The following is a 19,576-nucleotide window of genomic DNA, read 5'->3' as shown; positions in this document are numbered from 1 at the left end:
GAGCAGTAAACATGGAGAAGTACAATGCCGTTATTAGATAGTTTTACCGTAGACCACACACGCATGAATGCGCCTGCTGTTCGTGTGGCAAAAACCATGACGACACCAAAAGGTGACACCATTACGGTATTTGACCTACGCTTTACCGCGCCAAATAAAGATATCTTGTCAGAGAAAGGAATTCATACTCTAGAGCACCTCTACGCAGGCTTTATGCGTAATCACCTGAATGGTGAAGCTGTAGAAATTATTGATATTTCTCCAATGGGCTGTCGTACAGGTTTTTACATGAGCCTGATTGGTACGCCACAAGAGCAGCAAGTTGCCGAAGCTTGGCTATCTGCAATGCAAGATGTGTTAAAAGTCGAGAGCCAGAACAAAATCCCAGAGCTGAATGAGTACCAATGTGGTACAGCGGCTATGCACTCGTTAGATGAAGCGAAACAGATTGCTGAAGCTATTCTTGCAGCTGGAGTTTCGGTTAACAAAAATGATGAGCTAGCACTGCCAGAAGAGATGCTAAAAGAGCTTAAAATAGACTAGCGATCGATTTAAAGCGAAAGGGAAAGCATTTAGCTTTCCCTTTTTGTATGTTCTTAACTTGACGCTAGTTAGCTTTTGGTAGGACAACTACTTGGGTCTTTGCCCAAATATCATGAAAACCACGTTTTTTAGGGTCGATTGGTACAGTCAAATTAGCTAGGCCAAAACCTGAAGTGCCAATGCGAATCAACGCCTGAGTCACAGTCACTGGAGAGCCATCATTACTGCACATGTGCAATTTCCATGCTCGCATCCCCAACGTTTGGCCTGCGCGAGTCCAGAAAAAGACAAAGAAGTAGATCCAAACAAAGGCTAAGTAAGCAGTATAAACAGGGCTCCAAATTGGATGGTTAGTTAGAAAGTCACTTACATCCTCAAATCCACCAAGGCCAAATAGTCCCATTGCCATCAATGCATGTAAAATTGCGACGACAACACCCGCCGCCATCATTTCTACAGCAATGATAATTAATCCATCATATAAAAGCGCACCAAGGCGGCGAAAAAGCCCTGCTGGTGGCAATGCCTCTGTTGCAGACATAACACTCACTTACTTAAAACAAAATAAGCCGACAGAATATAGTGTCCCTAAAGCGCTGAAAAGAGAGTTTGTCCACAGACTTTTCAATTCGTGAAGTGAGAGCAATGGATAATCATCATAACATCAGTATTTGTCATTTTTCTCTGATATCACCTTATCTCTGATTGCACTGATGACTAGCCATATTTGATTCACTAAGTCCTGATTAGAACGAGCAAAATTCTGGTTAAAGATAAGGAAGTAATCTTTCGTCGTAATCGCTGGCAGAACTTGTTCGATTTCATCAGACCATGGCTTATCTCTAAGGTATTCTTGAGCGATGGTGTTTTGGATCGCAATTGCCTCTATTCGACGTGATCTCAGCATCGCAAAAAGCTGCTCTGTGGTTTTAGCTTCATGCACTTTGATATTGTTTTGTTTGAGTTTACTCGTGATGGAAAAACCAAGATGTGCTGCGATGAAATTGTTTTCAAGTTTTGAGAAATTTGCACCGTCCCACTCTAGAGGTTGTCCTTTAAGCTTATAAAAATAGTACCCAAGTGTTGCGATACGCTTTTCACCATCTGGCATTGTGCCTTTCATCGGGTACTGTGCGAATTGGGCTCTAGTAGAGTTGTAGGAAAATATAAATCCACCATCGACTTCACCGCTCTCGATGTACTCAAGTACTCTTTTCCCTGGTAATCGGAAGTACTTTATTTTTATGTTTAATTGCGTGGCGACTTGATTGAGGATATCTAAAGATAAGCCAGGAGGCTCTGGAGTATTGTTGCCGTTACCAAGTTGATACGGATAAGACTCAATGTCTGAATACGCTAGGGTTATCGTGGTAGAGTAGAGCAAACTAAAAACAAATAATTGGGCATTCAACAATCTCATGGGTTACGCCTCTTGTGAGAATCATACTTGAGGATACTGTGCTTTTCGCCTTTTACAGAAGCTCAATAATACTTACCTTCAGTCATACAGCTGCCTTGAAGAGGAGCTGCTAAATCACCTACTAACGCAACGAACAAGACAAAAATTGCAGAAACGTGGCGAAATTATCAGCAAACAACGGTTATCTAAGGTTTTTCTCCTTGCAGAGCTAAAATGCATACGTATAATGCGAAGCATCAAAGGACAAAGTCCTCAGATGCCGGTGTGGTGAAATTGGTATACACGACGGATTCAAAATCCGTTGCCTTCGGGCGTGGCGGTTCAAGTCCGCCCACCGGTACCATATTTAGAAAGCTCTGCTTATAGCAGGGCTTTCGTCGTATTTGGGCAAAGAAAAACTCTCTCTCACAAAGCTGCGGTTGTATCCATCGTGTGTAATTATGCGTAATAGGTACAATTTATGGCTATTCAAGTTCTACAACGTAAATCCGGTAAAAGATACCGAGTCCATATGATGCGTAACGGAAAGCGCATATCCAAAGTGTTTGATCGAAAGAAAGAGGCGGAGAAGTTTAATGCTCAGCTTATTGCTAACGATGACTTATCCAATTTGCTCACGCAGCACGTTACAGCTGTCTTATCACTTCAAGATGCTTGTAGTGACTATTTAGCCCAACACTCGGGTAAGGATGTCTCAATAGCCCAACGTCTTGCTTGGTGGTGTCAACAGTATGGTGATAAGCCAACAGGCCAAATAACCAAAAGGCACGTGAAAGACTCTTTGAAACAATTAAAGAACATAGGTAGGGCTCCTGCAACTATCAATCGTTATAAAGCTGCTCTTAGTGCGATTTATACCTACCTTGCAGATGAATATGATATCCAACACAATCCGGCACGAGAAGTGAAACAGTTAAAGGAAGACAACGCTAGGACCCGCTTTCTAAGTGATTTAGAGTTAAATAGACTTTTGACAGTGTCCCGTGCTTCCAACTGGGACAGGCTTTACCTTCTGGTTTTAATGGCAGTTACCACGGGTGCTAGAAGAACTGAATTGCTTACCCTTCGTTGATCTGACATCGACTTTAAAGAGCGAGTGGGGCTTCTTAAAGAGACAAAAAACGGTGAGCCTAGAATCTTGCCTCTTACTGATAACGTGCTCGAAGAGCTTATGAAGTTTCGCAGAATAGGGGAGTGTTATGTATTTCCTCACCCTAACCACCAGCATGATTATTTTCGTAACTTCGATAAGCACTGGATTAGAGCCTTGGAAAAGGCGGCTATTGCTAACTTTCGTTTTCATGATTTAAGGCATACAGCAGCCTCAATCTTAGCCAAAAATGGGGCTTCTCTACTTCAGATTGCTGAAGTCTTGGGGCATAAATCAATTCAAATGACTCAAAGGTATGCTCACCTGTGTGTAAAACACAAGGCGGCTTTGATAGATGATGTAATGGGAGGTATTAGTGAGCGAACAAGAAATTCCAGAATCAGTGTATGAAATGGATACTGATGAGATGATTGAATGGTTATCATCAGAAGAAGTAACAGAAGAGACGGAACCATCAATTATTAGTCCAGTTGAGGTCAACGATATTTCTGATGTAAGGCACTTAATCTCTAAGTACGAATCTGCAAGAAGGCAAGGGGAACCAGTTGACCCTGTTTTAGAGGAATACATTTTGGGTAACTTGCATTTACTTTCGTTGGGTCAGCGCGCTTGGAATGTTGGGAGAAGTGGACAAAGTATCTCTTGGGAAGATAAGCGCTGGAGACTATGTGCAATGCAGTTGCTTTGTGAGGCTGGAGCTACTCATTTACACTTATCGGAAATAATAGGCGTCTCTGAACGGACAATATTTAACTGGTTAAATGAGTGGCGCAATGAGCAGTTCTTTGGTCTGAGGGACGTTAAGGAATACATGTTAGAACTTGTTGAACTCCCCTTAGTTAATAAAGATTACAAAGAAGCATGTAAGGTAATTAATAGCATAAGACCTCTTATATAAAACGCCGTTAACTTCCGGATGAGCTAGCCACGTGACGAGCGTAGCTAGCAATTGCTTCTATACGTGGCTATTTATTCTAGCTGCCATATAGTCTTTAAGTATGGATGTAAACATTTGAATGTATTGGTCCCGTATGGCTAATGAACCTGCTTTAGATAGTTCGAATTTTATAGCGGAACCATGGTGCAAAGCCAGAGCTCTTACCCTATCTAGTGTGTAGTGTTTACCCTCAGTAAAGTTGGATATCTCTTTGCTAGCATCAGAACTAGAGGTTATCTCAATGTTCGCTTTACTTGAATTGTTTAGCACCAAGCCACTCATTTTCAATTTCTCAATTTGAATAGAGGTTGCGTTGTGTTGATCTTTGAAGACCCTCAAGAACAAATCAATATCAAGCTTTAAGCCACTAACTACGGCATTGAAATCAAATATCTCCCCCAGCTTTCGGGTTAGAGGTTTCAATGATTTAGGAGGTGCATACACGGAAAGCAAAACTAAACCATCTGCTAGAGATTCAATGCAGAAATCAAAATATGAGTAGGAGACAAGTTCTTGCTCAGTAATGTTACCAAACGGGTCTTCTATCTCCGAATAAGTTTTCTTGCATTCAGTAAATGTAGCTTCTATTCGTCCATCATTGTTACCCACCCCAACAAACCCCAGACTTTCAGATTCGCTATAAGGGTATTGCGTTAGTAGTAAATATATATCATCAAGAGATTTGGGAGTCTTGATCGTTAGCCACTTTATCTTTACTGTCATGTCCTCCACCTCCCTGAGACGTTTCGTTGATATCTGCTACTATTTTTTTAGCAGTCTGTTCAATCAATCGTGTAAATTTAGTTTCTTCATCTTCTGATAATTGAGAATTAGTTTTGTTGTAAACTCCTTTGCCTCGATATCTAATAGCCCCTCGAGAAATGAAAGAAAAGCCACTACAGTTTTTAGGATCACTAAACTGAGCCTCAAAATCAAAGTAGTCTGGGTCTACAAGGTCTTCGGCAACTCGCCATCTAATTTTCCAAATGTAAAACGAACGCTCGTAGAGTGAGTCAAGCTCAGGAGAAATAAGAACGCCTTCTCCTTTCAGAGATACCTTTGTTATGTGGACCCCTTCTTCTGGATCATCTTCGTGATCCATAAAAGCAGATTCAACTTTAGGTTTGTATACATAGACGTCACTTACATCTTTTAGTTTGTACCCTGACATTTCTTTCACTAAAGATGTGAAGAACTTGGTCCTAAGGCTTTCTTTTTCTATGTTCATGAGATTGATATGGGTTCTATCTAGTTCAGTCCCAGGACTTTCTTCTTCGATAAATGAAAGAAGGCTCTCTTCATACTCTTTGATGTGGTCGTTATCAGGGCGTCTAATAGTTAAGCCACTTGGAGCTTTTTCAATTTCTATTGTTGATGTTTTCTGAACTACTTGCTTGAAATCACTTTTATTGTAATCAATCACCTCGTAGGTAACTTCTACTACAAAAGTACCATCACTTTTTTGATAGATGTGGCAAAGGTTGTTTTCTTCTGTGATCTTTTCTTTCAGCTTTTCCGCTGCACTTTCAAGAGTTTGGGTGTCTAGTTCATTTGAGATAAATGAGGATGTTATCTTTTCTCTCCTCGGGGTTGTCCCTAAGGCTGAGGCTATTCTTTGATGATCATAGTAGTCGTGCACGTACTTAGAAAAGTTTTTAGCTAGCTCTTCTCTGTCAGTGTTTTTAGATGTAAGAACACCTCTGGTGAGAAATAGGTCCCTGAGTTCATTGTTTGTAATCTTTGACTGATTTAGAGCATCAAAAAGAGCCTTGTCAGTAACACTATATAGATAGTTTTTAGTCATAGTCACGACTCCATGAGATCTCTTCCGTACAATAGAACTGCTTTACGAGTGGAACAGTAGTTAACTGAATACTATCTAAATACTCCTTGGCTTCTTCGTCATACCCCCAGTCATGAGCGTACTTTTCGACGGCTCTCCTGAAGTTAGTTCGGATAGATTTATCTCTATTAGGGTGTGCGACTCTAATTTGAATACGATTTGAACCATCGAGAATCTGGAATTTAGATAATGTATCTAATAGGTACAAAAATTCTAAGTCTTTTGAACCTTCTCGGTTGTAGTACACGATGAAACCTTCGGGACTAACTTCACACAAGCAACCTTTTCTTTTGTCATATTCTTCGACTGGTCCATGCTTGATTATCAGGAATGGTGAAGCGAGCAATTCTATTGTTGCAGGTAAATTGTGTTTAGTATTGGTTACCTTATGATACGTAAGCTGAGGGTAGTAAAAACCATAATCGTCTTTAGGGAAAGTTGATTCACTAATCAACTCATTCATGTCAGAGACTAATGTCATCATGTAATCTATTAGTCGAGGTTCAATGATGTGAATTTGCTTGTTCTTGGGAAGCTTAATTTTGTCCAACTTTACAGACTTGGGACGTTTGCGATTACCAGAGGGTTTTGGCGGATAAAAGAATTCATAGAAATCTTTTTTTGAAAGATTGTCATGGTTATATACAAACAGCATTCCTCGGACTTCGAAGTTTGAGTTGCATACTCTGTACTTATCTTGCCAGTCGGTACTATTTTGCGCGCAGTCTATGGTGTTTGCCAAAGATGTAAGGGCGCCTTCAATCATTCCTACATTTATTGAAGCTTTAGCGTAGCTTTTAAGATCTGTATTCAGATAGATAGTTTTGTTCAGGTATGGGTCTTTGTAGCTGAACACCACATCGACAGGGTGTGTATGCTTTTGTTGTTTATCTTTGGGTTTATGTTCGTTTTCTTTTCTACAAGGAAAGTCTTGGTCGTATGGACCATATTGACTCCATTTAAATCGTTCAAATAGCTTAGAAGAGACAATCTTTGCGACTTCTTCTATTGGCCCATTTTCAGCCATAAAAACCCCTACTAATGTTGTTGGTATGATTTTAGATATGCGTGATATTACTATTCAACATGTTGCTTTTCATGCTGATTTACTAAGGGGTGAGAAATAGGTCGTATCATTTTTATCGAAATGTAAGTGGAGTCTCTTAGATATGAAAATAGAATGTCTTTCCGTTTTCATAACGATTCAACGGCTATCTTGTTTAATCTACCTCCATCGGAATTGACTGCACTTGTGAGAGAGAAGCTGTCTTTATCTTGTCCCAATCAGCTTAGTTATAGTTAGTGGAGGTATATATGAATCAATCGGAACTAGATCTTAATCAATGGGTAACAATTCAGGAACTTGCCAAACGTTACAGACAGTTTTCACTGTCGCAGCTAAAGCATTTGATTTGGAAGAGAAGAGAGCACCATGGTTTAGCTAGGTGCTATCGCATCATTGGCAAAAAGGGTTACATCAACTTGAACCTTTTCACTATGTGGATGAATGGAGAATTGCCTGAGCAAAATGGGGCGACGGATAAATAATCTCTTGTGATGTTAAGCCATTAGTGGCTTAGCAGAATGTAGTGTGTAATTCGGTGTGTAAATCACTTTGCAGAGAGTCACCAGTCTTTAGCTGGTGGCTTTTTTTAAGCTCTACGACCTAGGACAGTTCAAATTAAACCATTTTTGGACATTTTAAAATGAACTGATTTTAGTTATTGGCAGTGAGTAGAACACTGTGTCTATCTAGCCTTGAGCACCTAGTGGTTAATTGAGGACAGTTTAAAAAACACCGATTTATGACAGGTTTTAATAATATCTAGGATTTATAGTTATCAGGTATGAAAGGTGTTAGTACGAAACAAGTTTGGAAGTTTAAAGGGCATTTCCTTAAGGTTTGTAGTGGTCATCTTGGCTGGCATCCGAAAATAATAAAGATGTTCGCTCAACAGGTAGATTTAGCATTGCAATCGTTGAAGAGTATCGTTGCTATTAGGTTTGAAGTGTTTGTTGCAGAGTTTACTAAGGACAATGCGGTCATTAGTTATTTAAGAAGGACTATAGTAAGACATTTAAGGCGCTCGTTTGAAAACCTAGTAATAGGTTACCTATGGGTAAGAGAACAGGGGGTGGGGCCAAAACAACATTATCATTGGGTACTGTTTGTAGACGGCAAGCGAGTATCGAAGCAAAGGTTGAAGGGAATGCTTAAGGAGTTGTTCAGTCGATTGCCTTTTTATACCCTCAGACTCACTAAGAATGGCAGCTTCTTAGTTAAGAATGTAGGAGATAAGCAGTTTAAAAAGCTGATATACAGGACATCATATCTGGCTAAAACTAGAACTAAAGAAACATGTCCAGAAGGAGTGCACGATTATGGGGTTAGCCGATTAACTAGTAGTATTCGTGAGAGGTGACGCTGAGCAATTGATATCGCCACCAGCCCACAAATCCATATCTAGATGTGCGCGAGAGTGTTTGGAGGTGAGGTTAATATGATTTGTACTTCCACTGTTGGACTAGCCTTGGAAAGCTAACAAGAACAGAACAGGTAATCCAGTCAACCAAACATTGATCAATAGAGTAGAAAACCGATATACAGGGTAGTTAGAGCCATAAATATACCTAATGCTTTTATGCCATTCTTGGAGATCATGTTTCGGTATTCGCCAGCCAAACCTTAACATGAGATATGAATACCAAATGTGTCCAGCAGAGCTCGCGAATACCCATGAGATATTGCTGTCCATAAGAAATTTAGCCCTTTCCTTGAATGAGGAGGGGGCGCTATCGACAATAGCTTGGATCATTTCATACTTTCTTTTTCGAAGTTTAATGGAAAGATAAAGATTCGTGATTAAGTAGGGAAAGCCCCCAGCAACAATTAGTAAAACACCGATTTTGATAATTAGATCAATCAAAAACCATCTCCTCTATAACTTGGCCTGCTTTATTCGAAATGTCTCCACCATACATCCCCCAGATGAAAGAACCACCAGCTACAAGTGCAATTGATAGGCCTCCGGTTACAGGGATGAGAGCAATACTCCAACCAATAGCAAGACCACCAAGCACATTTGTTACACCAGCAGAAGTATTGCGAACAACACTGCGGTTGCAAGTCTCTTCGAACCAACCGCTGGTATTGCAAGTTTGAGCGACGTCCATTGCGTTACCATAAAGGCCTGCACCAATTACAAGCCCATTAGTTACACCTAGGAAGCGACTGAACGACATGGCTTGTTTGTATAGCGCAGTCATTTCAATGCCTGAGATTGCTTTAGAAAAGTCTTTCGCGCGATACAATTGACGTTTGCCTACATTGAGATAGTTGTTGATGTGTTTGGCTTGAATGTTCTTTATGTAACCGGGTTTTCCTACCTCAGACAGTATTGATTTAATCTCATTCTGAAATGCTCTTGCTTCCTTACGCCATGCCTTATAGTCAGGGTTTGAATAAAGACTTTGGCCAGATAAGCCTTTAGTTTTCTCTGCAATATAGCGAGAGTATTCCGCAAATGACTTCATTCTCTTGCCCAGTTTATCGCCTTGAACTTGAGCACCAGCTACAACGGCTCCAGCTCCCGCAATAACATGGTTGAGACTAAATTCACTTAGAGCGCTTGAAGTTGCATCGCCTTGATAGATATCTAAATCTGATGTGGCTGAAACAAGTAATGCATTGGTCGCAGTTTCATGGTGTTTGGCAAACCATTTTTTCTCTTCGCTAGAGAGTTTTAGAAATTCGTCCATTAGCTCATCGGCTTGGTTCATAGCGAATTCTTCATCAGGGTGCTTCTCAACCCAAGGAGATACGACAAGTGGCATACCTTCAATTATCTGGCTGAAACTACGTGTAAGATGCGGATTTGATGATAGAACATGAAGGATAATTTTTTTATCTGTAGATAGATATGTTTCTTGAGCAAAGTCTTCTACGCTCATTTTTTTCTCTGCGAATACTAGATAAACATCATCGACATCTTGGGGTGGAAGAGAGGCCAAATTTACTACTGTTAGGTCATTCGCTAGTATCCCTTCACTATTTATCGGATTAACTGAAGTACCTTGAAAATCTCCCTTATATGTATAGTGAGTGTTTGCTGCATGATTGTAGGTTTTCGGTTTGACGGGTGGTAAGTCACGTTCAACTTTTACTGGAGTGTTTTGTTCAACGGGTTTTTGTACTATCAGAATATCATCTACTTTTAACGACATTGGATCGTCATTGTACTGAGGATTGTATTCCAATAATTGTTTCGCTGACAATTTGTGAATATCCGCAATTCCACTCCAAGACTCGCGTTGGTTAGTTTGTGGATCAATCCTTACAGTATGTGTTTCTGGCTTGTTGTTCGCTTCAACATTTTTGTTTGGTTGAGCTTGCGGCTTTCCAACGATTGGTTGTTTAGGTGCATTAAGTAACTGGTTGATATCGAGTTGTATACCGTGATCGGATAACCAAGTATTACTAAGGTTGTCTATCTCTTCTCGAGTTATTTGCCTCTCAAGATATATAAGATTCTGATTTTCAGCTTCTTTGCCGCCTAATTTCCAAAAAATCAGAATTGCGCTTTGGTAAGTGTTGTAACCTTGTTCGTCATCGAGCTTTTCATGTGTTGAACGTGTGGCATAGAAGGCCCATTTTTTGTCACCTAAAAGTTTGTATTCTTGAACCATCCTGCCTTTGTGGAAATGGTAGTAGTAGCCTTCTGTCGGTAAGCCTAAGCGTTCACCTAACTGGACAGAGGGAATTACAGGTATAAACGCTTCTCTAATGAGTCCTGTCCCGATGGGGTTTACTTGAACGCTTTCTGGAACACTAATTCCCATGAGATTTGAAGCAACTTTTGCAACTAGTTGTTTGGGTTCATCGAACGCTAACTGCGTGGTGTACTTTGTACCGTGATCCGTTGGAGCCGTCTGCCAACGTCCAACTACCGCTTCTTGTTTAGTTTTGGCAATTTGGAATGAACACCCGACTCTTTTTTTAAAAGTCTCATCTGAACTGGCTATTTCGAAGCAGTATTCATATTTCAATTTGGGTGTAACATCAGAAACATCTGGTTTTGCTGGCTCAGGAGTGTAAGTTTCATCAATATTAGGCGCATAAGCAGCACTGCGGTTGACTGTACCACCAGTAGCTCCGCCAGACATTTTACTTCTGGCAATAAAGGCTTTTTGGGCTTCTGGTGATAGTGCCTCTTGGCCTACAGTTGATAGGCTCCAAGATTTACTCATAGAGTCACGACACATTACAGGGTTAGTAGGGTTTTCGGTCAACAAGGCAAGCTCACCACACTTGAGCTTTTGCAAGAAACTCTGGAAGCTCAAACCATGTGGAATCGCTGATTTCAAAGTACGTTCATCTAACCTATCGAAATCGCCTTCAACTTGACCGAACTCATAAGACATCAATTCGGTCAATCGTACGCTTTTATAACTCACCCTAATCCCCAATTCTCACTCAATAGGGCTAAATTGTATCTAATTGTTTGATTTGAATGTTTTTCTTGTTATCTATCTTTTGAGGTAATTTGATGAAATGTGAGTCTGACCCATAACTATTGGTGGTATTAATTATCATTTTGTCTTTATGGGTTGATATTTTTAGGTAAGCCAGCGCTATACAGCCTTTCAATTCAAATTGCTCTGTATTACAACGCATTTTTAAACTGATGAAATTATGTAGGTTGTCATTGAGGGGGGCTCTTCTTTCTAGTTTGAGAAACGTCCGATCCGGACGTTTTCCCGTTTCGTTTTTCTCTTTAGAGATAATGTCCGATCGGACGTTTCAAATGTCCTCTGTGTGTAATTCGTGTGTAAACCATCTTTGATAGTAGTGGTTTGGAATGGATTTGATTTGCTTGAAAGTCAGTAAAGATGGGCATACTATGTCGGTCTCAATCGCAGTGCTGAGATTCAAAATCCGTTGCCTTCGGGCGTGGAGGTTCAAGTCCGCCCACCGGTACCATATTTAGAAAGCTCTGCTTTAGCAGAGCTTTCGTCGTTTTAGTGCTTATGTTTACTGAGCAACCTTGTTTAAGCTCCTTCGCCTAAAAACTATCGTTTCTGAACTGACCTTTCTTCGTCTGAATTCTTGAAAAATCTTTAAGCCTTTTATGTAGCCCTTTCGAAAACTCATTAACACAATCAGCCAGCTTATTTAACTCTAGTCCAACTAATGAAATATCGAAATTGAGTACGCTTTATTAGCCTTTTAGAACTTAGCTGCGCTACTACTACTCTTAATCACGAGAGTAAAACTATTGTTAAAGCGATGGGTCTCTTTATTACTTGGCATTGAGTAACAGTTTTTACTGAAAAAGCTAAAATTTTCTGCTAGTTAGAAAAAGTTTGTCTATCTTTAACATATCAACATGGAGATAGAGAATGTATCAACTTACCCCTTACTTATTTTTTGCTGGTCGTTGTGAAGAAGCGCTCGATTTTTACCACAAGTGTTTTGCAGGTGTCGTGGTCACCAAGCAGTTATTTAAAGATGCTCCTCAACAAATTGAGGGAGCGGACCCTAACTGGGTAATGCATGCGGAGTTTGAAGCATTTGGCATGAAGCTGATGCTCTCTGACGGAATATTAGCTCAAGAGCGCAGTGGGAATAATATCGCGCTTGCTATTGTGATGACTGACCTTGACGAGCAGGCACGTGTTTTTGACAAATTGTCCCACGGTGGGCATATCATGATGCCACTTGCCGACGCGCCTTGGGGCGCCCGCTTTGGCAAAGTTGAAGATAAGTTTGGAGTTCGTTGGATACTTAACTGTGACTTAGTCAGGTAACAAAAAGACACAAACCGACGTGTTATTGATCTCTCATTAACATTCACTCGTGATGAATTCAGGTTTTCAATCATCTAAAATTATAAATTGGTTAGTAAAAGATAAGTTGTATATAGATCGTGGCCAGCATCAAGATAACAGTAGATAGACTACAGCCAGGGTTGCATATTCGACTTCCGGTCAAATGGAATGAGCATCCCTTCTTATTTAACAGTTTCAAGATAAAAGACGAAGACCAGATTCGCATGATTCGCCATTTGGGGATCAAACACGTCTTTATTAACACCTCTCAGAGTGACACCCAGCCACTGCCAGTGGCGGAAGAACAAGCAAGTGAGGGTGTAGAACAAGTTCTGCATGAAGAAATCGATCTTGAGGCGCAAAAACTCTGGAAAGAAAAGCAAGATAGAATTGAAAAACTCAGCGCTTACCGTAGACGTGTCATAAATTGTGAAAAAGAGTTTGAGCGTTCTCTATCGAGAATGAGAGCGGTGATGAACAAGATTCGCAACCGTCCAGAACAAGCTGTTGATGAAGCGAGCCAGTTAGTCAACGACATAGTCGATAAACTGTTGAGTGATGATAACGTCACACTTCATCTTATGAATGGCAAGAGCGAGTTTGAAGATATCTATTTCCATTCTCTCAATGTATCTGTTGTTGCAATGATGATCGCTAAGGCAAAACAGTTAAGTGCGGATCAGATTAAAGAGGTGGCCTTTGCCTCTCTATTTCATGATATGGGGAAAGTAAAAGTACCCACTGCAATATTACGTAAGCCGACACCTTTAACGGAACCTGAGAAAAACTATCTTAAGTTGCATACCAAGTATGGTTTGGAAATCGCGGCCAATATGGATAGCTTTCCCGAAAGTGCCAGAACCGTGATTGCTCAGCACCATGAGCTAAACGATGGGTCAGGTTATCCTGAAGGTCTTAAAGAAGAACAAATAGATGAACTGACTCAAATTGTCTCTGTGGCTAATGCTTATGATAATTTGTGTCATAGCAATATCCCTTCAGAGCAAAAGATTCCATATGTTGCGCTTTCCCACTTATATAAGAACTGTAAGCATCATTATAACAATGAGAACCTGAGTCTCTTAATCAAGTTTATGGGAATCTATCCGCCAGGAACGGTGGTGCAGTTATCGAATGATATGGTTGGTTTGGTGATTTCAGTAAATGCGCAAAACATCCTTCATCCTAATGTACTGATCTATGATCCGTCAGTTCCTAGAACACAAGCCCCGATTATCGACTTGGCAGAGAAAGAGATAAAGATAGTTAATGCCATACTACCGACCAAGTTGCCGGACAAAGTGAGAGAGTATTTAAACCCGCGCTCGCGAATTTCTTATTTCTTCGACTCAGATGACTAGTTACACACAGGGTTTTGTGGATAACACTTGGTTAAGTTGAGTGTAAAATGGGTGTAAATTAGAGCTTGATTGATAAGTGTTCAGTCAGGCTTTTTTTATGAAAAAAATGCATTTTTTTGCTTGCCTTAAAAATGGAACTCCCTATAATGCGCTTCCACTGACACGGCAGACGCCACAAGGCTTCAGCGATAGTCAGAGAGGTGAAAAGCTTCTGAGAAATAAATTTGAAAAAGTGTTTGACTCTTCAAATTAACTCGCTAGAATGCACCTCCGCTTTGAGAGAAAAACTTCTCACAAAGCAAAGCTCTTTAACAATATAGACCTATCAATCTGTGTGGGCACTCGTTGATGATAATCCAATTAGAAACTTCGGTTTCAAATTAGGTTTCAATGATACGAAGTGACCATTGAATCTTCGGATTCAGCACAGTCAATTCAAACATTACTTATGTAATGTTCAGTATTCATTGAGCCGAACAAAATCTTAAATTGAAGAGTTTGATCATGGCTCAGATTGAACGCTGGCGGCAGGCCTAACACATGCAAGTCGAGCGGAAACGAGTTAACTGAACCTTCGGGGAACGTTAACGGCGTCGAGCGGCGGACGGGTGAGTAATGCCTGGGAAATTGCCCTGATGTGGGGGATAACCATTGGAAACGATGGCTAATACCGCATAATAGCTTCGGCTCAAAGAGGGGGACCTTCGGGCCTCTCGCGTCAGGATATGCCCAGGTGGGATTAGCTAGTTGGTGAGGTAAGGGCTCACCAAGGCGACGATCCCTAGCTGGTCTGAGAGGATGATCAGCCACACTGGAACTGAGACACGGTCCAGACTCCTACGGGAGGCAGCAGTGGGGAATATTGCACAATGGGCGCAAGCCTGATGCAGCCATGCCGCGTGTATGAAGAAGGCCTTCGGGTTGTAAAGTACTTTCAGCAGTGAGGAAGGTGGTAGTGTTAATAGCACTATCATTTGACGTTAGCTGCAGAAGAAGCACCGGCTAACTCCGTGCCAGCAGCCGCGGTAATACGGAGGGTGCGAGCGTTAATCGGAATTACTGGGCGTAAAGCGCATGCAGGTGGTTTGTTAAGTCAGATGTGAAAGCCCGGGGCTCAACCTCGGAATTGCATTTGAAACTGGCAGACTAGAGTACTGTAGAGGGGGGTAGAATTTCAGGTGTAGCGGTGAAATGCGTAGAGATCTGAAGGAATACCGGTGGCGAAGGCGGCCCCCTGGACAGATACTGACACTCAGATGCGAAAGCGTGGGGAGCAAACAGGATTAGATACCCTGGTAGTCCACGCCGTAAACGATGTCTACTTGGAGGTTGTGGCCTTGAGCCGTGGCTTTCGGAGCTAACGCGTTAAGTAGACCGCCTGGGGAGTACGGTCGCAAGATTAAAACTCAAATGAATTGACGGGGGCCCGCACAAGCGGTGGAGCATGTGGTTTAATTCGATGCAACGCGAAGAACCTTACCTACTCTTGACATCCAGAGAACTTTCCAGAGATGGATTGGTGCCTTCGGGAACTCTGAGACAGGTGCTGCATGGCTGTCGTCAGCTCGTGTTGTGAAATGTTGGGTTAAGTCCCGCAACGAGCGCAACCCTTATCCTTGTTTGCCAGCGAGTAATGTCGGGAACTCCAGGGAGACTGCCGGTGATAAACCGGAGGAAGGTGGGGACGACGTCAAGTCATCATGGCCCTTACGAGTAGGGCTACACACGTGCTACAATGGCGCATACAGAGGGCGGCCAACTTGCGAAAGTGAGCGAATCCCAAAAAGTGCGTCGTAGTCCGGATTGGAGTCTGCAACTCGACTCCATGAAGTCGGAATCGCTAGTAATCGTGGATCAGAATGCCACGGTGAATACGTTCCCGGGCCTTGTACACACCGCCCGTCACACCATGGGAGTGGGCTGCAAAAGAAGTGGGTAGTTTAACCTTCGGGGGGACGCTCACCACTTTGTGGTTCATGACTGGGGTGAAGTCGTAACAAGGTAGCCCTAGGGGAACCTGGGGCTGGATCACCTCCTTATACGATGATTATTGCGATGAGTGTTCACACAGATTGATATGTTTATACACGTTAAGAGACGATACTGGGTCTGTAGCTCAGGTGGTTAGAGCGTTCGCCTGATAAGCGAGAGGTCGGTGGTTCAAGTCCACTCAGACCCACCAATCTTCCTCCCAGAAGAATTGGCACACAGTATCAACACCTGATGGGGCTATAGCTCAGCTGGGAGAGCGCCTGCCTTGCACGCAGGAGGTCAGCAGTTCGATCCTGCTTAGCTCCACCATCTTTAAGCGCATTTGCGTAAGTGTTCTTAAAAATGGTTTCGAAAGAAATCTAGCTCTTTAACAATTTGGAAAGCTGACGAATAACAACAATCCCCATCTCTTTGAGATGCGTTGTTATTCAAATTAAAAGTTCTCAAATCCTAATTCTATGAATTAGGTACCAACACACATTCAAGTGTTCTTGGAAACATCCTTGCGATGTTTAATATTTGAGTCCGGCAAAATCGTGTCTGCACATGTATAAAAATGCAGACAACTTTGGTTGTTTAAACAGAGACCCTTTGGGGTTGTATGGTTAAGTGACTAAGCGTACACGGTGGATGCCTTGGCAGTCAGAGGCGATGAAAGACGTAGTAACTTGCGATAAGCCCAGATTAGGTAGTAACAACCATTTGAGTCTGGGATTTCTGAATGGGGAAACCCATCTGCATAAGCAGATACTGTTAACTGAATACATAGGTTAACAGGGCGAACCGGGGGAACTGAAACATCTAAGTACCCCGAGGAAAAGAAATCAACCGAGATTCCGAAAGTAGCGGCGAGCGAAATTGGACTAGCCCTTAAGCTTTTAATGAGACAGGTGAATGAGCTGGAAAGCTCAGCGATACAGGGTGATAGCCCCGTAACCGACATCTCATCATCAGTGAAATCGAGTAGGGCGGGACACGTGATATCCTGTCTGAATATGGGGGGACCATCCTCCAAGGCTAAATACTACTGACTGACCGATAGTGAACCAGTACCGTGAGGGAAAGGCGAAAAGAACCCCTGTGAGGGGAGTGAAATAGAACCTGAAACCGTGTACGTACAAGCAGTAGGAGCACCTTCGTGGTGTGACTGCGTACCTTTTGTATAATGGGTCAGCGACTTATATTCAGTAGCAAGGTTAACCATCTAGGGGAGCCGTAGAGAAATCGAGTCTTAACTGGGCGTCGAGTTGCTGGATATAGACCCGAAACCAGGTGATCTAGCCATGGGCAGGTTGAAGGTTGAGTAACATCAACTGGAGGACCGAACCGACTAATGTTGAAAAATTAGCGGATGACTTGTGGCTAGGGGTGAAAGGCCAATCAAACCTGGAGATAGCTGGTTCTCCCCGAAATCTATTTAGGTAGAGCCTCGGACGAATACTACTGGGGGTAGAGCACTGTTAAGGCTAGGGGGTCATCCCGACTTACCAACCCTTTGCAAACTCCGAATACCAGTAAGTACTATCCGGGAGACACACGGCGGGTGCTAACGTCCGTCGTGGAGAGGGAAACAACCCAGACCGCCAGCTAAGGTCCCAAATTATAGCTAAGTGGGAAACGATGTGGGAAGGCTTAGACAGCTAGGATGTTGGCTTAGAAGCAGCCATCATTTAAAGAAAGCGTAATAGCTCACTAGTCGAGTCGGCCTGCGCGGAAGATGTAACGGGGCTAAGCTATAAACCGAAGCTGCGGCAATGCGATTTATCGTATTGGGTAGGGGAGCGTTCTGTAAGCCGTTGAAGGTGGATTGTAAAGTCTGCTGGAGGTATCAGAAGTGCGAATGCTGACATGAGTAACGATAAAGGGGGTGAAAAACCTCCTCGCCGGAAGACCAAGGGTTCCTGTCCAACGTTAATCGGGGCAGGGTAAGTCGACCCCTAAGGCGAGGCCGAAAGGCGTAGTCGATGGGAAACGGGTTAATATTCCCGTACTTCTTACAATTGCGATGGGGGGACGGAGAAGGCTAGGTGGGCCTGGCGACGGTTGTCCAGGTTCAAGTGCGTAGGCTTGAGAGTTAGGTAAATCCGGCTCTCTTTAAGGCTGAGACACGATGTCGAGCTACTACGGTAGTGAAGTCATTGATGCCATGCTTCCAGGAAAAGCCTCTAAGCTTCAGATTGTAAGGAATCGTACCCCAAACCGACACAGGTGGTCGGGTAGAGAATACCAAGGCGCTTGAGAGAACTCGGGTGAAGGAACTAGGCAAAATGGTACCGTAACTTCGGGAGAAGGTACGCTCTTGACGGTGAAGTCCCTTGCGGATGGAGCTATTGAGAGTCGCAGATACCAGGTGGCTGCAACTGTTTATTAAAAACACAGCACTGTGCAAAATCGTAAGATGACGTATACGGTGTGACGCCTGCCCGGTGCCGGAAGGTTAATTGATGGGGTTAGACGTAAGTCGAAGCTCTTGATCGAAGCCCCGGTAAACGGCGGCCGTAACTATAACGGTCCTAAGGTAGCGAAATTCCTTGTCGGGTAAGTTCCGACCTGCACGAATGGCGTAATGATGGCCACGCTGTCTCCACCCGAGACTCAGTGAAATTGAAATCGCTGTGAAGATGCAGTGTACCCGCGGCTAGACGGAAAGACCCCGTGAACCTTTACTACAGCTTGGCACTGAACATTGACCCTACATGTGTAGGATAGGTGGGAGGCTTTGAAACCGGTACGCCAGTATCGGTGGAGCCGTCCTTGAAATACCACCCTTGTAGTGTTGATGTTCTAACTTAGACCCGTTATCCGGGTTGAGGACAGTGCCTGGTGGGTAGTTTGACTGGGGCGGTCTCCTCCCAAAGAGTAACGGAGGAGCACGAAGGTGGGCTAATCACGGTTGGACATCGTGAGGTTAGTGCAATGGCATAAGCCCGCTTGACTGCGAGAATGACAATTCGAGCAGGTGCGAAAGCAGGTCATAGTGATCCGGTGGTTCTGTATGGAAGGGCCATCGCTCAACGGATAAAAGGTACTCCGGGGATAACAGGCTGATACCGCCCAAGAGTTCATATCGACGGCGGTGTTTGGCACCTCGATGTCGGCTCATCACATCCTGGGGCTGAAGTCGGTCCCAAGGGTATGGCTGTTCGCCATTTAAAGTGGTACGCGAGCTGGGTTTAGAACGTCGTGAGACAGTTCGGTCCCTATCTGCCGTGGGCGTTGGAAGATTGAAGGGGGCTGCTCCTAGTACGAGAGGACCGGAGTGGACGAACCTCTGGTGTTCGGGTTGTGTCGCCAGACGCATTGCCCGGTAGCTAAGTTCGGAATCGATAACCGCTGAAAGCATCTAAGCGGGAAGCGAGCCCTGAGATGAGTCTTCCCTGACCCCTTGAGGGTCCTAAAGGGTTGTTCGAGACTAGAACGTTGATAGGCAGGGTGTGTAAGCGTTGTGAGGCGTTGAGCTAACCTGTACTAATTGCCCGTGAGGCTTAACCATACAACACCCAAAGGGTTTTGATGGACTCAAAGCAAGAACTTTGAATGT

14 protein-coding genes, 3 tRNA genes and 2 rRNA genes are annotated in these 19,576 nt (G+C 43.1%); 13 read left to right on the top strand and 6 right to left on the bottom strand.

Going from position 1 to position 19,576, the window contains the following annotated elements; genetic code table 11:
- The first annotated feature begins 24 nt into the window (after window positions 1-24).
- Window positions 25-543, top strand: coding sequence for an S-ribosylhomocysteine lyase (luxS, locus tag IX91_RS12835; RefSeq protein WP_004748160.1), 519 nt, complete (start codon window positions 25-27; stop codon window positions 541-543).
- 64 nt (window positions 544-607) lie between these two features.
- Here luxS and IX91_RS12830 read toward each other — a convergent pair whose 3' ends face one another.
- Window positions 608-1,084: an RDD family protein gene (locus IX91_RS12830; RefSeq protein WP_004748162.1), complete on the bottom strand. Its 477-nt coding sequence runs from the start codon at window positions 1,082-1,084 to the stop codon at window positions 608-610.
- 123 nt (window positions 1,085-1,207) lie between these two features.
- A complete protein-coding gene (locus IX91_RS25850; protein WP_004748164.1) occupies window positions 1,208-1,963 on the bottom strand; it encodes a substrate-binding periplasmic protein in 756 nt (251 codons plus the stop codon).
- A 258-nt stretch (window positions 1,964-2,221) separates the two neighbouring features.
- Here IX91_RS25850 and IX91_RS12815 point away from each other — a divergent pair.
- The 4 genes from IX91_RS12815 (at window position 2,222) to IX91_RS12805 (ending at window position 3,972) form a co-directional block, all read left to right on the top strand.
- Window positions 2,222-2,306 (top strand) — tRNA-Leu (locus IX91_RS12815).
- Window positions 2,307-2,423: 117 nt separating this feature from the next.
- The gene (locus tag IX91_RS26830; protein ID WP_236642815.1) at window positions 2,424-3,035 is read left to right on the top strand and encodes a tyrosine-type recombinase/integrase; all 612 of its coding nucleotides are present in this window, start codon (window positions 2,424-2,426) and stop codon (window positions 3,033-3,035) included.
- Window positions 3,036-3,059: 24 nt separating this feature from the next.
- Window positions 3,060-3,464 carry a site-specific integrase gene (locus tag IX91_RS26825; RefSeq protein WP_236642813.1) on the top strand — a complete coding sequence of 135 codons (405 nt, stop codon included), beginning with the start codon at window positions 3,060-3,062 and terminating at the stop codon, window positions 3,462-3,464.
- Entirely contained in the window at window positions 3,430-3,972 is a 543-nt protein-coding gene (locus tag IX91_RS12805; protein ID WP_100225189.1) for a helix-turn-helix domain-containing protein, read from the top strand. Before IX91_RS26825 ends, IX91_RS12805 begins: the two co-directional genes overlap by 35 nt.
- A 57-nt stretch (window positions 3,973-4,029) precedes the next feature.
- Here IX91_RS12805 and IX91_RS12800 read toward each other — a convergent pair whose 3' ends face one another.
- Genes IX91_RS12800 through IX91_RS12790 form a run of 3 tightly spaced genes read right to left on the bottom strand, consistent with a single transcriptional unit; the run spans window position 4,030 to window position 6,881 of the window.
- Window positions 4,030-4,734 (bottom strand): hypothetical protein, encoded by a 705-nt coding sequence (locus tag IX91_RS12800; protein WP_004748167.1) that lies wholly within the window; start codon window positions 4,732-4,734, stop codon window positions 4,030-4,032.
- A complete protein-coding gene (locus tag IX91_RS12795) occupies window positions 4,685-5,815 on the bottom strand; it encodes a hypothetical protein (protein ID WP_004748170.1) in 1,131 nt (376 codons plus the stop codon). The genes IX91_RS12800 and IX91_RS12795 overlap by 50 nt, the downstream gene beginning before the upstream one ends.
- On the bottom strand, window positions 5,808-6,881 hold the full coding sequence (locus IX91_RS12790; protein WP_004748171.1) for a hypothetical protein: 1,074 nt from the start codon (window positions 6,879-6,881) through the stop codon (window positions 5,808-5,810). Before IX91_RS12790 ends, IX91_RS12795 begins: the two co-directional genes overlap by 8 nt.
- Window positions 6,882-7,168: 287 nt before the next feature.
- On the opposite strand from IX91_RS12790, the gene IX91_RS12785 reads away from it, so the two are divergent.
- Window positions 7,169-7,402: a hypothetical protein gene (locus IX91_RS12785; protein WP_004748173.1), complete on the top strand. Its 234-nt coding sequence runs from the start codon at window positions 7,169-7,171 to the stop codon at window positions 7,400-7,402.
- 299 nt (window positions 7,403-7,701) lie between these two features.
- Window positions 7,702-8,277 carry a YagK/YfjJ domain-containing protein gene (locus IX91_RS12780; RefSeq protein WP_004748174.1) on the top strand — a complete coding sequence of 192 codons (576 nt, stop codon included), beginning with the start codon at window positions 7,702-7,704 and terminating at the stop codon, window positions 8,275-8,277.
- 496 nt (window positions 8,278-8,773) lie between these two features.
- Here IX91_RS12780 and IX91_RS12770 read toward each other — a convergent pair whose 3' ends face one another.
- A complete protein-coding gene (locus IX91_RS12770) occupies window positions 8,774-11,275 on the bottom strand; it encodes a hypothetical protein (protein WP_004748177.1) in 2,502 nt (833 codons plus the stop codon).
- Window positions 11,276-12,253: 978 nt separating this feature from the next.
- Here IX91_RS12770 and IX91_RS12765 point away from each other — a divergent pair.
- The 6 genes from IX91_RS12765 (at window position 12,254) to IX91_RS12740 (ending at window position 19,528) form a co-directional block, all read left to right on the top strand.
- Window positions 12,254-12,661, top strand: coding sequence for a VOC family protein (locus IX91_RS12765; protein ID WP_004748178.1), 408 nt, complete (start codon window positions 12,254-12,256; stop codon window positions 12,659-12,661).
- 119 nt (window positions 12,662-12,780) lie between these two features.
- Complete coding sequence (locus IX91_RS12760) at window positions 12,781-14,043, top strand: HD-GYP domain-containing protein (RefSeq protein WP_004748180.1); 1,263 nt, start codon at window positions 12,781-12,783, stop codon at window positions 14,041-14,043.
- A 486-nt stretch (window positions 14,044-14,529) separates the two neighbouring features.
- Window positions 14,530-16,082, top strand: a 16S ribosomal RNA gene (locus IX91_RS12755).
- A gap of 66 nt (window positions 16,083-16,148) precedes the next feature.
- Window positions 16,149-16,225, top strand: a tRNA-Ile gene (locus IX91_RS12750).
- Between the two features lie 43 nt (window positions 16,226-16,268).
- Window positions 16,269-16,344 (top strand) — tRNA-Ala (locus IX91_RS12745).
- Window positions 16,345-16,638: 294 nt separating this feature from the next.
- Window positions 16,639-19,528: ribosomal RNA gene (locus IX91_RS12740) — 23S ribosomal RNA — on the top strand.
- Together the 16S and 23S rRNA genes with 2 tRNA genes alongside form the textbook arrangement of a ribosomal RNA operon.
- The last annotated feature ends 48 nt before the right edge of the window (window positions 19,529-19,576 follow it).

The sequence above is a fragment of the Vibrio tubiashii ATCC 19109 genome, from assembly GCF_000772105.1.
GTDB lineage: Bacteria > Pseudomonadota > Gammaproteobacteria > Enterobacterales > Vibrionaceae > Vibrio > Vibrio tubiashii.
Note: the sequence above shows the minus strand (reverse complement) of the source record. Positions and strands in the feature narration are given on the sequence as shown.